At 55.6% G+C, this 15,233-nt stretch carries 12 protein-coding genes; 1 reads left to right on the top strand and 11 read right to left on the bottom strand.

Annotation, left to right across the window (positions count from 1 at the left end; translation table 11 throughout):
- Positions 1-7: 7 nt before the first annotated feature.
- From A936_RS01500 to A936_RS01475, 6 genes are all read right to left on the bottom strand, one after another.
- A complete protein-coding gene (locus A936_RS01500; protein ID WP_008453896.1) occupies positions 8-1,612 on the bottom strand; it encodes a methyl-accepting chemotaxis protein in 1,605 nt (534 codons plus the stop codon).
- A 42-nt stretch (positions 1,613-1,654) separates the two neighbouring features.
- The gene (gene tar, locus A936_RS01495; protein WP_008453894.1) at positions 1,655-3,322 is read right to left on the bottom strand and encodes a methyl-accepting chemotaxis protein II; all 1,668 of its coding nucleotides are present in this window, start codon (positions 3,320-3,322) and stop codon (positions 1,655-1,657) included.
- Between the two features lie 125 nt (positions 3,323-3,447).
- Positions 3,448-4,404 carry a Csu type fimbrial protein gene (locus A936_RS01490; RefSeq protein WP_008453893.1) on the bottom strand — a complete coding sequence of 319 codons (957 nt, stop codon included), beginning with the start codon at positions 4,402-4,404 and terminating at the stop codon, positions 3,448-3,450.
- A 35-nt stretch (positions 4,405-4,439) separates the two neighbouring features.
- Positions 4,440-6,719, bottom strand: a complete 2,280-nt coding sequence (locus tag A936_RS01485) for a fimbria/pilus outer membrane usher protein (protein ID WP_034807454.1) — start codon at positions 6,717-6,719, stop codon at positions 4,440-4,442.
- Positions 6,720-6,774: 55 nt separating this feature from the next.
- Positions 6,775-7,494, bottom strand: a complete 720-nt coding sequence (locus tag A936_RS01480; RefSeq protein ID WP_008453888.1) for a fimbrial biogenesis chaperone — start codon at positions 7,492-7,494, stop codon at positions 6,775-6,777.
- A 14-nt stretch (positions 7,495-7,508) separates the two neighbouring features.
- Positions 7,509-8,039, bottom strand: a complete 531-nt coding sequence (locus A936_RS01475) for a Csu type fimbrial protein (RefSeq protein ID WP_008453886.1) — start codon at positions 8,037-8,039, stop codon at positions 7,509-7,511.
- Positions 8,040-8,695: 656 nt separating this feature from the next.
- Between A936_RS01475 and A936_RS01470 the strand changes: the two genes are divergently transcribed.
- Positions 8,696-9,961: a dicarboxylate/amino acid:cation symporter gene (locus A936_RS01470; protein WP_008453884.1), complete on the top strand. Its 1,266-nt coding sequence runs from the start codon at positions 8,696-8,698 to the stop codon at positions 9,959-9,961.
- A gap of 209 nt (positions 9,962-10,170) precedes the next feature.
- Here the strand turns inward: A936_RS01470 and cheW are convergent, their stop codons facing one another.
- The 5 genes from cheW to flhC form a co-directional block, all read right to left on the bottom strand.
- Positions 10,171-10,665, bottom strand: a complete 495-nt coding sequence (cheW, locus tag A936_RS01465) for a chemotaxis protein CheW (RefSeq protein ID WP_008453882.1) — start codon at positions 10,663-10,665, stop codon at positions 10,171-10,173.
- 28 nt (positions 10,666-10,693) lie between these two features.
- Positions 10,694-12,712 (bottom strand): chemotaxis protein CheA, encoded by a 2,019-nt coding sequence (cheA, locus tag A936_RS01460; protein ID WP_034807347.1) that lies wholly within the window; start codon positions 12,710-12,712, stop codon positions 10,694-10,696.
- Positions 12,713-12,722: 10 nt separating this feature from the next.
- Positions 12,723-13,652 carry a flagellar motor protein MotB gene (gene motB / locus A936_RS01455; protein ID WP_008453876.1) on the bottom strand — a complete coding sequence of 310 codons (930 nt, stop codon included), beginning with the start codon at positions 13,650-13,652 and terminating at the stop codon, positions 12,723-12,725.
- Entirely contained in the window at positions 13,649-14,539 is an 891-nt protein-coding gene (motA, locus tag A936_RS01450; protein WP_008453872.1) for a flagellar motor stator protein MotA, read from the bottom strand. The genes motB and motA overlap by 4 nt, the downstream gene beginning before the upstream one ends.
- Before the next feature lie 125 nt (positions 14,540-14,664).
- A complete protein-coding gene (gene flhC / locus A936_RS01445; protein WP_008453870.1) occupies positions 14,665-15,195 on the bottom strand; it encodes a flagellar transcriptional regulator FlhC in 531 nt (176 codons plus the stop codon).
- Positions 15,196-15,233: the final 38 nt, after the last annotated feature.

The raw sequence follows: 15,233 nt of genomic DNA, 5'->3' as shown, positions 1-15,233 counted from the left end.
ATTCCCTTCAAGATGTTACCCATTCTCCGGTCGCGGCGAACTCACTGGCTGCGGGCTCAGCGTCGGCACCGCTCAGATGAAATACCGCCACCACGCCGGAAAGATATTCAGCCTGCCCCGCCAGCGCATCGGTGGCGCTGGCGGCTTCTTCAACCAGCGCGGCGTTTTGCTGCGTGACCTGATCCATCTGGCTGACCGCCTGAGCGACTTGCTCAATCCCACGGCGCTGCTCATCTGACGCCGAGGCAATTTCGCCCATAATGTCGTTCACCTGGGTGACCGAACGGACAATTTCAGCCATCGTTGTCGCCGCCGTATCGACCAGCTTCGATCCCTGCTGCACGCGGTCAACGGACTCTTCAATTAATACTTTGATCTCTTTGGCCGCCTGTGCGCTGCGGCTGGCCAGGTTACGAACTTCCCCGGCAACCACCGCAAAACCACGCCCCTGCTCCCCGGCACGCGCCGCTTCTACCGCCGCGTTCAGCGCGAGGATATTGGTCTGGAACGCAATGCCGTCGATCACGCTGGTAATGTCGCTAATTTTCTGCGAGCTGCCCGCGATGTCGCGCATGGTGTTTGCCACGTTTGCTGCCTGCTGCCCGCCCTGCTTCGCGGTATCAGCCGCGCTGCGGGAAAGCTGTGCCGCCTGGCGAGCGTTATCGGCGTTCTGCCCGACTGTAGCCGTGAGCTGCTCCATGCTGGCCGCCGTTTCTGCCAGGGAAGCCGCCTGCTGCTCGGTTCGAGCCGACAGGTCGCTGTTGCCTGCGGCGATCTCACCGATACCGGCGTGCATGGAGCGGGTGCCGCTGCGCACCTGGCTGACCGTCTCTTTTAACGCCGTCTGCATATTTTTCAGGCTGGCGAATATCTCAGAGATCTCATTGCGCCCGAAGACCGAAATTGGCTTCGCCAGGTCGCCGGCGGCAATGCTGTCAAAGTGGCTACGGACAATCGCCAGCGGCTGCACAATCATCTTGCGCGACCAGGCCAGGGAGCCGAGCAACAGCACCACGGCGATGATCGTCACCACGGTAAAAATCACCGCGGAGATATGGTAGTTTTTCTGGCTGTCGCCGCTCGCGGTTTGCACAATCTGATTAATGCTCTGCTGCCACGCATTGAAGTTCGCATCAAAAACGCCCTGCGACTTCTGTACCGGCGCGGTCATAAAGTCGGAAAGCTGGTTGTTCTCAAGCCACGTTGCCTGATGCTGGAGATCGTCTCTGAACGCCGTATAGCTCTCTTTCGTCGAGGCCAGCATTGTCTCAGCCTCGCCCTCTTTCGGCGGGATCTCGAGGAACTGGTTAAACAGCATATCCGCCTGCTTCAGGCTGCTGCGGGCATCCGCCATCAGGCGTTTGATATCGTCCGGTGGATAGCTGAGTGCGGTCAGCGTACCCGCCCGGTTTAAGGCATTGCTGGCCTGCAGTAACGCGGCCCGGCTTTGGGTTAACGCATCGCGCTGCTGATTGCTAACCTCGACCCTTTTCAGGTTCTGGAAATCGTCACGAAAAGCCCAAAAAGACAAGCCATTACTGCCAATCTGCAAAACGCCGCAGACAATCAAAATCAGGAAAAGCGTGGTCGAGATCCGGATACGGTTTAACATCAAAGCTTCCCTCTGCCGGCCAGCAGGCCGGTATTCATCTGATCAGAAAGTTTCCCAGTTATCGTCATCCCCGGCCCGGGCCGGAGTACGCGGGGCATGAACCACAGGGCTTTGCGCTACCGGCGCGGCCGCTGCAGGTTTTTTACTACCCGCATTCCCTTGCAAACGGAACGTCGCGACAGACTGAGTCAGGCGGCTGGCCTGCTCCTCCAGCGCGGCGGCCGCGGCAGCAGACTCTTCCACCAGCGAGGCGTTCTGCTGTGTCACTCTGTCCATCTCAGACACGGCCAGGGCGACCTGATCGATACCCCGGCTTTGCTCGTCAGAGGCGGAGGCGATTTCCCCCATGATGTCCGTGACCCGCGTCACCGCGTTCACGATGTCGCTCATGGTTTCCCCTGCGCTTTCCACCAGCACGGATCCCGTGTCCACGCGCGAAACGGAATCTTCAATCAGCAATTTAATTTCTTTTGCCGCCTGGGCGCTGCGGCTGGCCAGGTTACGAACTTCCCCGGCAACCACCGCAAAACCACGCCCCTGCTCCCCCGCACGCGCCGCTTCTACCGCCGCATTCAGCGCCAGGATGTTGGTCTGGAAGGCAATCCCGTCAATCACGCTAATGATGTCGGCAATTTTCCTGGAGGAACCCGCGATGTCATGCATGGTTTTCACCACGCCATCGACAACCTTGCCGCCGCGCTGCGCGGTTTCGGACGCATTCAGCGCCAGCTGAGAGGCCTGACGTGCGTTTTCGGCGTTCTGCTTCACGGTGGCGGTGAGCTGCTCCATGCTGGCGGCGGTTTCTTCCAGGGACGCCGCCTGTTGCTCGGTGCGGGATGAAAGATCGTTATTGCCTGCGGCAATTTCGGTGGTGCCGCTGTAAATGGCATCCGACCCTTCGCGCACGCTGCTGACGGTGGTAATCAGTTCCTGCTGCATGTGCTGCACGCTGGAGGCTAGCTGGGTCAGCTCGTTTTTCCCTTCAACGTTAATTTTTTCCGTCAGGTTACCGGCCGCAATCTCGCGGATATGCCCGATCACCACGTTCAGCGGCTTAAGCAGTATCTGACGCATCCCGACCCAGACCAGCAGAATGACTGCGGCCAGCGCCAGGGCTAAAATGCCAAGCTGCCAGATGGCGAAGGTGTAGCCGTCGCGGCTGTCGACGTACGAGGCTTCGTACATGCGATCGTTCAGCGCCAGGTAGCCGTCGTAGGCTTTTTCCAGCGCATTCTGCATACCCTGGGTCGACTGACCGAAATAGGCATCCATGTTGCCGCTTTCCAGGTAGCCAATCAGCTCCGCCAGCGCCTGATGGTAGGTCTGGTAATCACCGTCGATATCTTTCACCACGGTGTTCATTTCGGCTGAAATGGGCGCAACCTGTTTAAAGCTGTTGTAGTGCTGCTCGGCGCTGGCGAGGGATTTCTTCGCATTGTTCAGCAGATCGGTTTTGGCTGCGCTCTGGCTATTGGCCGGATCCATCATCATGCGCGCGGCAGAGCGGCTAAGGTTAATGCGCGTGTGCAACATCAGGATCCATGCCTGATTTAATTCGGCCTGCTGCACCCGCAGTTCGCGGGAGACTTTGAAGTTATCATTGTTGTTTTTTAACGAATTAAAGAACATTCCACCGGAAATAATTTGCAGCAGCGCGAACACCACCAGCACCATCATCAGCATGGTGACAACGCGAATACGCTTTAACATAGGACGCCCTTTTAACGACTTGTTCCCGAGGTTATCGGCACCGTCAGCGGGAACTTTACGTTAAGTCACAGGGAAATTAACCGGTTGCGCCATGGCAACCGGCTATCTGTCAGCAAGAGGAACGATCAATAGGTTACGGTAATGGTCACCGTGTCGGCATAGTTGTCTGGCGTGTAATTGGTGCTCGGAATAGTGACATAGACCTGGTATTGCTGCGCTCCCCCGTTACCGGTGCTGGACGGCATGTTCAGCGACGTGTTGCCCCACACCGCCCCGGATGTTCCGGTGGCTTGTCTTAGTTGATAAGGCACCTGATCGGTATTACTTCCCGTGCCTGACAGCACCCCGGTGCCGCCCGTGTTGCCGTTCGATGGCGTCAGGCCCACGGTGTAAACCGTGCCGGTGGTGCAGGCAATGCCGATGGTGTTATTCGACGCCACATTGCTTTGCATAGCCGCCACCGGCCCGAAGCTAACGTTATTGGCGTAGCTGACGTTGCACTGCTTGCCCACGGTCGCCACCACGTTGAAGGGAAAGTTTGCGACCACGCTGGTGCCACAGCTGGAGGGGGGTGCCAGCAGGCCTGTATTCATTGTGACGGTGGTCATGCCGCTGGTGTAAGAATCCTGATACCCGCCTTGCGCGGCGGATATTTGCGGCAGCGTCATTTGGGCGTAGACCGTCAGGCTGCCGGTGACGGGCGTCAGGTTAAGTAAATTGAGCGGCACCATCGGGTAGGTCGTTCCCGACTGAAACTGGCTCCCCCAAGCACCCCCGCTTAACGTTCCCTGATAAAGCTCATAGGACAGCGTACTGGCAGGCGGACCGGCAAAAGACATTTTGTGATTCCCAACGCCGGCCCCGTCAATATTAAAGCAGAGCGTCACCCCGGCCAGCAGATCGCCCAGTTGTTTGGAACAGCTGTAATCGAAGGTCATTGAAGTGTTGGGCGTGCCTGTCGCCAGCGGGTTGATGGTGCCAAAGTTAACGGTTTGCACGTTGCTAACCGAGCATACAACCGCATGGCTAATCCCGGGGGACAGCAAGAGCACCGCCAGCAGCAGTAATTGTTTTAATCTCATGCGGGTCACTCCTGTCTCAAAAGTCCACGCGTACGCTATCGGCACACAACCGGGCCAATAGTCGGCACGCTTTTCTGATTCTCTGGATAGTCGAACGCAGCCACACAAATACCGTTCTCTGTTGTCACCCGGAGCTGATTGTGCAGCTCAAGCGCATCGAAATAGGTCATGCCATCAAACCCGACAATCGAGTCCTGTCCGGTGCCTGACATTAATCTGACCGGGCTGCCTTCGGCGATGGCTTTGCCTTTAGCGTCAACCAGGCTTATCTGGGCGGCGCGAACCGGCTTGATATCAAAATGCACCAGCGTCCCGGAGCGGTCGGCTGGGGTAGCGTTCAGACTGACGCTGCGGATCCGCATGTTGGCCGGCAGGTTCATCGGATCGATACTGATCAGGTTGTTCTGGTAGCTGTTGAGCGGCGTCACCAGTAGCCGTCCGCTGCTGTCGCTGTTGCCCACCAGGTTATGCTGCAGCTTGACCGGTACATCGGGAATACCGTCCGTAGAAACCACGGCAAACCCGTTGTTGATCTCCCGGGCGGCAAACACGCCGCCGCCCATCATCACCAGCGACCCCGTCGCCCCCGCATAGCCGTAATTATTGTCTGGAATGCTGCGGAAGCCGGTATATACGCGGCCATAGCGCCCCAGGTAACCCACTTCACCCTGCCCGGTTTGCTGTGAACTTTGCTGGCTGGCGGCCACGTTCCAGCCGACCCCGCCCTCGGACGGTGGATTCTGGCTGGCATTGAGCTGGTAACCCATCTTGTCCCCGGTGCGCTGCACCGTCGCTCCGGCCGTCAGGCTATTGCTGGTACTGACGGTCAGCATCAGGTACACGCTGCGGTCGCGGGTATCATCAATATTCTGGTTAAAGCTGGCGCTTAAGGAGATGTTTTCCGTGATGGGTTTAAACCAGCTGGCGTTGGCGTAGCGAATAGCGCTTTGGTCAGGGTAGCGAAACTGCAGGTAACTCAGACTGAGATTCCCCCCCACGCCAAAGTTATATCCCACCACCGCGCTGCCGCTGAAGGCTGGCGGCGGGGCACCATAGCGTGTGGCAACATCGTGATAGTCGCCGGAGGTGGCCGTGGCGCTGGAGCTAAAGCTGAAGCGCCCGCCGGACCAGCGATAGCCGAGTCCATACAAATAGCCATTCTCCCCGGCATCCGAGCTTGCCGCCAGCGCGGTTGAGATCGTCCCGGACTGGCTCCAGGGGATCCAGTCGCTGCTGACGCCCCCGTTGACCAGGCTGTCGCTGGCCTCCATATGGCCCCCTGCGGTCAGGCTGTTGCTGAAGCCCCGCCGCCAGGTGCCGCTGAGCGCGGGTTCGCTGGCGTAGTCGAAGGAGGAATAGCCGTAGTTTTTTCTGACCACGCCCAGCTCAAGGGACCAGTCCGTGAGTCCTTCCCTCAGCAGGAGCTGATCGTTATAAAAAGAGAAGTTCTGCACGCTGGTTCTGCCCAGGGCATCGGTCATCATCACCTGAGCATTCCCTGCGCCGGTGATGTTTGGCAGCGTATTCAACTGGAAACTGCCCGCCGGAACCTCGCCGTTATAGTATTTAACCCCGTTGACATACAGCTCAACGCTGGAGGGCAGCGTGGCCGACCCCAGAAACGCCGGCAGCGGGGTCGTGGGCATATAAGGGTTGAGGCCAAAATCCGTCCCGATTTTCACCCCGGCAATGCGGGTCTGGCGGGACCATGAAAGCGAACTGGTGAGCGTGTCACCGAGTGTAACCGCCAGCATTTTATCGGGAAAAGAGGAGCGCCAGCTGGTGTCCAGGCGGCTAAAAGACTGATTGCTATTCTGTTCCGTGCTGTAGCGGGTAAGCTGGGTCGAGCTCAGGACGCCTGCCGAATTAAACGCCCGGAACTCACTGAATGTGTTGAAATTGCTGTTCTTGCCGCTGTCGCCGTAGAGGTCGTAATTCAGCAACGCCCCAAGGGCATTGTCGGCCTTCGGCGAGGACATATCGGACTGATTGAGCTGGGTGGTTTTCAGATCTAACAGGCTCAGCGGCGCGGTCAACGCCAGGGTTTGTTGCTGCACGTTATAGTCAACTTTGACCTGGGCAATGTCATTCAGGTAATACGGCGGCTGTGCTTTTTCCGGCAGGTGAAATCCCAACTGACGCAGGGCCATCGCGTCGCCGTAGAGTTTTCCCTGCGCGTAGCCAAGATGAACCAGACCCACGGCATTCCCGTTCACCGTCGTGTCCAGATATAAATCCACGCCTACAGGCTGAGCTGTATCATTGCTGGCCGCATTCTGAGGTAAGTCATTATTAGTATTTTGTGCTGCTGTCATGCCTGAGAAAAATAAACCATTAAGCAATACAATATTTACCAAAGAATATGGCCAGTCATAGATTTTGTTCTGTTTTTTGACCATTGATAGTGACTTCAACCTTTCCACTGTGATAAGCATCACTGGCAGACGAAGATATTATCCACCGCATAGTTGAACCGGGAAGAACATAACCTAACAGACCTGGCGTAATCGTTTTTCGCGCGCCATTAGCCTGAATAAATGTCATGGCAGAAAGCTGGGCGTGGCTGTTTCCCTGATTACTCACGTCGACAAATGTTTTGCCATCGGTTTGCACCAATGCCCATTTCAGTTTTGCGGTGTTTTCAGCCTGCCCCACAGGCTGCAAAAATACCGGGACGGAATAGCGCATAACATACTGAATAGTATTTTTCTGCACTTTGGCAGGCGGCAACTCATCAATAAACAAGCGATAGGCCTGTTCCACCTGATTGGTGGCAGGCGTCGTGCGGATCACGCGGACAAGCTGGCGCTCCCCGGCGGGCAGCGTCACGATGGGAGGGCTAATAACCAGCCCCTGAGAGGTTGACAGCCTGTCGGCATTGCCGCTTTGCTGCCAGTTGAAAACCCGTACCTGCGCGTTGAGCGGCGCAGTCCCTTCATTACTTAACCAGATACCGTCCGCATTTTGTGCGGCGCTCAACGTCAGGTTAACCGGCGATATCTGCAGGCCACCGGCTAGCGCATTTTGTCCCACGGCCAGCGCCAGCAACAGGCATGCGCAGGCCGGGCGTCCGCCTAATTTCATTTTCATCCGTTGCCCTGAAATCAGTAGTTAACGTTGACGGTCACAGTATCCGCATAGCTGTCTGGCGTGTAGTTGGCGCTCGCCGCAGTGGCATAAACCGTATACGAGATAGCCAGCCCGGTGCCCAGGCCCGCCACGCCGTTACCCACCGTCGTTGTGGTGGCGGTGTTACCCCAAACTGGCCCGGTGGCCGAGGTTTGGTTCAGCTGATAAGGGACTTTGTCGGTGTTGGTGGCGAAGTTAAGCACGGACGACATGGCTCCCGAACCGGTGGTGGTGCCACCGTTGGCTGCAGAAGGCGCAAGCCCGATAAAATAGGGCGTTGCCTTGGAGCAGTTCACGGTGAATGTATTACTTTGCGAGGTGTTTACTGCGCTGGCGGCAACCGACCCGAGGTTAATATTCGAGGCTGCCCCCGCCGTTACTGTACAGGACTTTGTAATCGTAATGAGGACCTGAAATGTACCGTTTGCCACCGCCGCATTAGCCGATGGAATAACCGCAAACGCAGTACAAGAGAGAATTAAGCGTGCTGCAGTGGCTGAATTCATATCCTTACCCTCATTCAAATGACTCAATCATACTTCGTGAATACACAACGAAGCGGCACGGGATGATTTAACGCTAGTCTATATTCCGCTTTAATAAAGAAGGCGGACGCCATAACTTGTCTTTTATATAATTCGTCATGAAGCCAAATGGCTGCCCATCAGATATTGTGCATGCTGCATAAAAAATCATTTTGCCCACGAATAACCCCAATCGTTCATTTATCAAGCAAGCAAAACGGTTTCTGGCCGCAACCTTTATGGGCCTGTCGGTAAGAAAAAAATCAGTACGTTACGCCATCACTTAGTTGAAATTTAGTTTAGAGAATGGGAAATAACCAGACCACGTCAAAAAATTCGTTCAGAAGGACAATTGACACATTATTATCAATAAAAACAATGTTTTAAATTCAAAACACCTTACATCACTGCAAAGCGAAAAGAATATATCCGTCATTTTGTGACAGTCATCACAAATAATGATTAAGTGCTGCTTAATTAACAATTAACAGAATTTATAAAAAAGAGTTGTATATCGGCGCAGTTTGATTCAATTTATGCTCCGCGCATTTACGGCCCGGAAACAATAATTATATAAGGGTCAGTAAGTTACAAAAAAACACACATTAACTACAGTCAACTACGGGGTTACTAAGTCAGTGGCAAGTTCAAACAAACTCACGCTATTCATCATTTTGTTCATGATAGCGGGGATCTTCACCGGTGCGGCCATCCACGAATACGCCGCCGCCGACGTCATCAAAGGCTACGCCGATAACATCACGCTGTTTACCGATATCTTCCTGCGCCTGATCAAGATGGTGATTGCGCCGTTAGTCTTCAGCACCCTGACGGTCGGTATCATGAAGCTCGGCGAAACCTCCACCATTGGCCGCGTAGGCGGTAAGGCAATGGTCTGGTTTGTCTCTTCTTCCGTGCTGTCTATTCTGGTCGGCCTGTTTATTGTCACCCTGGAGCATCCGGGTGCGGGCATGAACCTGGAAGTGCCAGCCGAAGCCGTGCAGACCGGCCTGGCCGTCAGCGGAATGACGCTGAAAGCCTTTATTTCCCATACCATCCCAACCAGCATTGCCGGGGCGATGTCGGACAACGAGATCCTGCAGATTGTGGTGTTCTCGATGTTCTTTGGTATTGCCGGCGCGTCTTTGGGCGAGAAATTTAACGCCCCGTTGGTGAGCGCCCTGGACGTTGTCTCCCACATCATGCTGAAAGTGACCGGCTACGTGATGTATGTCGCGCCGCTGGCTATCTTCGCCGCCATCTCTTCGGTGATTGCCACCCAGGGTCTGGGCATTCTGCTCAACTACGCTTCGTTTATCGGCGGCTACTATGTGGCTATCGTGCTCACCTGCATCGTGCTGATTAGCGTGGGTTACATGGTGCTGAAGCGTGATGTGTTCCGCCTGCTGGCGATGCTGAAAGATCCCGTTCTGGTGGCCTTTACCACCAGCAGCTCTGAAGCGGCCTATCCGAAAACGCTGGACCAACTGACCCGCTTTGGCTGTTCCCGCAACATCGCTTCGTTTGTGCTGCCGATCGGTTACTCCTTTAACCTGGTAGGGTCGATGGTCTACTGCTCCTTTGCGTCCATGTTTATTGCCCAGGCTTATAACGTGCACCTCTCCTTCTCTGAGATTGCCGTGCTGATGCTGACGCTGATGCTGGCGTCCAAAGGGATTGCCGGCGTGCCGCGCTCCGCGCTGGTTGTGCTGGCGGCAACAATTCCAAGCTTCAATATTCCGGTAGCGGGCATCCTGCTGTTGATGGGGATTGACCACTTCCTGGATATGGGCCGCTCGGCGATCAACGTGCTGGGCAACGGCGTGGCAACCGCGATGCTGTCCAAGAACGAAGGCATGCTGGAAGAAACCGGCACCGTGCCGGTGGAAGAAGTTAAGGCATAAAAAAGGGCTACCCTCGGGTAGCCCTTATCGCAAGCCGGCGATGTCTGGCAAACGAAGCAATACCAGATTCCACCAATAAATATGCTGGAAAATCACTGTGTGATTTTCGGCTGATAACCACACAGAGGGAAAAACCACGCTTTTTCCCTCTGTGTAAAACAATAAAAGGGCTACCCTAGGGTAGCCCTTCTTATTTTTAGCAAACCGGATTAAGCGACCGCAGAATCCAGCAGCTCCATCTCTTCGCTGTTCAGCAGCTTCTCAATGTTCACCAGAATCAGCATACGTTCACCCAGTGCGCCCAGGCCCGTCAGGTATTCAGTTGACAGAGTGACAGCGAACTCTGGCGCAGGACGAATCTGATCCGCCGTCAGCGACAGCACGTCGGACACACCGTCAACCACAATCCCGACCACGCGTTTTTCCAGGTTCAGCACGATAACCACGGTATTGTCGTTATATTCCACGCCATCCTGTTCGAACTTCAGGCGCAGGTCGATAATCGGCACGATCACGCCGCGCAGGTTGGTGACGCCTTTAATAAAAGCAGGCGTGTTCGCGATGCGCGTCACCTGATCGTAACCGCGGATCTCCTGCACCTTCAGGATATCAATGCCGTACTCTTCAGCGCCGAGGGTGAACACCAGAAACTCCTGGCCTACGTTTTCCCCGGTCAGTTTTGTCACATTCGTTAGTGCAGTCATTTGCGTACCTATTCTTTTAAGCGGTTAATCAGGCGACGGTTAGCGCCAGACGTTGTTCACGGTTTAGCCCCTGCAGCGCAGAAACATCGACGATCAGCGCCACGCTGCCGTCACCCAAAATGGTGGCTGCAGAAATACCCGGCACCTTGCGGTAGTTGCTTTCCAGGTTTTTCACCACCACCTGATGCTGGCCAATCAGCTGGTCGACCAGCAGCGCATAGCGGCGTCCGGCACTTTGCAGGATCACAACGATGCCCTGTGTGGCTTCAGTTTTTGCGCCCTGAACGTCAAAGACTTTCCACAGCTCAACCAGCGGCAGATATTCCCCACGCACTTCCAGCACGCGTTCGCCGCCCGCCAGCGGGTGAAGATCTTCTTCCTGCGGCTGCAGGGATTCCATCACCGCGTTCAGCGGCAGGATAAAGACTTCGTCGCTCACTTTAACCGACATGCCATCGAGGATAGCGAGCGTCAGCGGCAGCAGAATGCGAATGGTCGTCCCTGCTCCGGCTTTCGACTGGATTTCGACGTGGCCGCCCATCTCCTGGATGTTACGTTTCACCACGTCCATGCCCACGCCACGGCCAGACACGTCGGTGACTTGCTCGGCGGTGGAGAAGCCCGGCGCGAAGATCAGCATCCCGACTTCGTCGTCGGTCATGCTTTCACTGACCGGCATCCCCTGGGAAATCGCCTTCGCCAGAATACGCTCGCGGTTGAGCCCTGCCCCGTCGTCGGTCACTTCGATACAGATATTGCCGCCCTGATGTTCCGCAGACAGGATCAGGTTCCCGACTTCGGACTTCCCTGCCGCCCGGCGTTTTTCCGGCGACTCGATACCGTGGTCAAGGCTGTTGCGTACCAGGTGCGTTAGCGGGTCGATAATGCGTTCAATGAGGCTCTTATCCAGCTCGGTGGAGCTGCCCATCAGCGTCAGTTCCACCTGCTTGTTAAGCTTCCCGGCCAGATCGCGGACCAGACGCGGGAAGCGGCTGAAGACGTATTCCATCGGCATCATGCGGATAGACATCACCGATTCCTGGAGGTCGCGCGCGTTACGCTGCAGCTGCCCCATGCTGGTGATCAAATCCCCGTGGTTGACCGGGTCGAGTTCGTTAGAACGCTGGGCCAGCATGGACTGGGTGATCACCAGTTCGCCAACCAGGTTAATCAGTTGGTCAACTTTCTCTACCGCCACGCGGATACTGGTCGATTCAGATGCGCGAGCGGCAGGTTTATCACGCTCAACGCGCCCTGTCGCAGGGGTCAGCGGCTCAGGCAGGCCTGCTTTTTGCACGGCGACAGCCGTTTGAGCAGGTGCCTCAGGCACCGCCACCGAAGTGGTTTCTGCCACCGCTGGCGCGCTGGCTGCGGTAACCGGCACAAAGCTGATTTGCTCAGGCTCAATCACGAAGCAAAGTACGGCCGTAATATCGTCTTCGCTGACGCTGGTTTCCAGCGTGGCCGTTACGGAAGCAGCGTCTTTGACCACCTCGCTCAGGGTGCCCAGGTTCCCCAGCTCTTCGAGCATCAGGTCACGTTCAGCTTCTTTCAGGCCGTCAATCACCACGCGCAGCCTGCCGCCGTTGTCGGCAGGCGCGGACGCAGGCTGTTCGGTTTCTACCACGGAGAGTTTGGCCGGCGCCGATGGTGCCTCGCCTTTGGCTTCCAGGGCCAGCTGACGCAGCGCTTTGCAGATGTAGTCGAAGCTTGCGGCATCCGGCTCTTCAGAATTTTTATAGGCGTCCAGCTGTTCCTGCATAATATCCTTGGTTTCCAAAAACAGGTTGATGATATCGGTGTTGAGCTGCATCTCACCGCGCCGCGCTTCGTCGAGCAGGTTCTCCATCAGGTGGGTCGTTTCCTGCAGGATGGAGAAGCCAAACGTACCGGCCCCGCCCTTAATGGAGTGGGCCGCACGGAAAATAGCGTTCAACTGTTCAGAATCCGGCGCCTCAGGCACCAAATCCAGGAGATGCTGCTCCATATCGGCCAACAGCTCGTCGGCTTCGTCAAAAAATGTCTGGTAAAAATCGCTAATATCCATGCTCACGCTATCACCTCGTGCCTGGTTGTGGCGCAACTGTGTTATTCGCCGGAGCCGCCGTAGGATCCTGCTGCAGAACGCTGAGAGGCTGGTTCTCGCTCTCGGAGTTCTCATGCATGATGGCGTCTTCGGTCTGTTTATTAAGCACCAGCAAACTGATGCGACGGTTAATGGCGTCCCCGCCTCCACGTTTCGAGAGGCTCATCTGCGAGGACATCCCGATGACGCGCAGCACTTTGCCGTCGTCGAGGCCACCGGCGACCAGCTCACGGCGGGAAGCATTCGCGCGGTCGGCGGAAAGCTCCCAGTTGCTGTAGCCGCGCTCGCCGTTGGCATAAGGCAGGTCATCGGTATGGCCGGACAGACTGATCTTGTTAGGAATACCGTTCAGCACCGGGGCGATTTTGCGCAGGATGTCGCGCATGTAAGGCTCCACTTCCGCACTGCCGTTTTTAAACATCGGGCGGTTCTGGCTGTCGATAATCTGAATACGCAACCCTTCCTGAACCAGGTCGATTTGCAGGTGTGGGCGTAGCGCACGCAGCTTCGGGTCTGACTCAATCAGCTGGTCCAGATCCCCTTTGATGCGCTTCAGGCGGTTGGCTTCCATGCGCTTGCGCAGCTCTTCAATGTTGGGCTGTTTTTTCACTTCGCCCTGCTGCTGGGTGACGTCATCGCCCCCGCCCGGAATAGGACTTTCGCTGTCGGCGATACGCTGGCCCCCGGTAATGGCCTGCGCCAACGGGGTGCGGAAGTAGTCAGCAATTTGCGCCAGCTCTTTCGGGCTGGAGATGGAAATCAGCCACATGACCAGGAAGAAAGCCATCATCGCGGTCATGAAGTCCGCGTAGGCAATTTTCCAGGAGCCGTGGGCCGCCCCGCCGTGTCCCTTGTGCTTGCGGCGCTTTACGACAACGATGGGATGGGCCTGATTCTTCATACTTCTTCTTCCGTCGCGCGCTGCGCGTTCGGGGAACGTACCGCTCTGACGTGCTCTTCCAGTTCAATGAACGATGGGCGCTCGCTGGAGTAAAGCGTTTTACGGCCAAATTCCACCGCGATTGGCGGGGCATAACCGTTGAGGCTGGAGAGTAAAGTGACCTTCACGCACTGCATCATTTTGGTGGTTTCAGCACTTTTTTGGCGCAGCACGCTCGCTAATGGGGAAATAAAACCATAGGCCAGTAAAATACCGAGGAAAGTACCCACCATAGCGTGCGCAATTAATGCGCCTAATTCCGCAGCGGGACGGTCGGCGGATGCCAGAGCGTGCACAACCCCCATTACCGCAGCAACGATACCGAAGGCTGGTAATGAATCCCCCATTAACGCAAGGCTGTTGGCCGGTATTTCCGCTTCGCTTTCATGGGTCTCGATTTCTTCATCCATCAGCGCTTCAATTTCGAATGTATTCATATTTCCGCTGATGATTAAACGCAAATAATCGACAATAAAATCAAGCATCATTGTGTCCGCTAAAATACGCGGATAGCTGGCAAAGATTTCGCTTTCTTTAGGGTTTTCGATGTCTCTTTCGAGTGAAAACATACCCTGCTGACGCGACTTAGCCATCAGACGATAAAGCAATGCCATCAAATCCATATACATGCTTTTGGTATATTTTGAGCGTCGGAAGAGCAGCGGCAGCGCTTTTAAGGTGCCCTTAATCGCCTTGCCGTTATTCCCTACAATGAACGCCCCAATACCCGCCCCACCAATGATCACAAATTCAGCAGGTTGATAAAGTGCGCCAAGGTGGCCGCCGGTCAACATGTAACCGCCGAACACTGTCCCTAAAACAACCAGGTAACCTATTAAAATCAGCACGAGATCATCCTTACGCCGTTGAGTGTAGCGAGGATGCCCAGGAGGCAGGTGCAGCGTCGTGTTTGGGCATAAAAAAAGCAGCGGTAATCACTCACCGCTGCTGGAATACGCAAACACAGAATCTGTTACACAGCCTGTTCCACCTGGTCATCCAGCAGTTGTGGAATAATATCGGCAGCATTCTGGGAAAGTTTACGTCTTTTTACCGCCCTCGATGGCGGCTGGCACAGACTGCAGGCAAAGCTGCCGACCGGCTGATGTGCGTGGGTAATAAAATTGCCCCCACAGCAGTTACACTGGCTCAGCTGGAGCATGCCGCTCTCAACAAAACGCACCAGCGTCCAGGCGCGAGTCAGCGCCAATAGCGGGCCGTCTGACTGGGAAGGACATTGTTCAAGGTAGAGCCGATAGGCCTTAATCACCGCATCAACGCCGGTGCAGAGCCCACTACGAAGTAAAAACTGCCAGGCATTACAGAACATGGAAGCATGAATATTTTGCTCCCAGGTCATAAACCAATCAGTAGAGAAAGGCAGCATCCCTTTTGGAGGAGGACTTCCACGGAGTTCTTTGTAGAGTTTGATCAGGCGACCACGGCTCAACTGCGTTTCGCTTTCCAGCATTTGCAATCGGGCACCGAGTGTTATCAGCTCCATAGCGAGCTGAATGTCGCGAGCTTCCTGGACAATACTTT

Source organism: Enterobacter sp. Ag1 (assembly GCA_000277545.1).
Taxonomy (GTDB): Bacteria; Pseudomonadota; Gammaproteobacteria; order Enterobacterales; family Enterobacteriaceae; genus Cedecea.
This window is presented reverse-complemented; position numbering and strand designations above follow the sequence as displayed.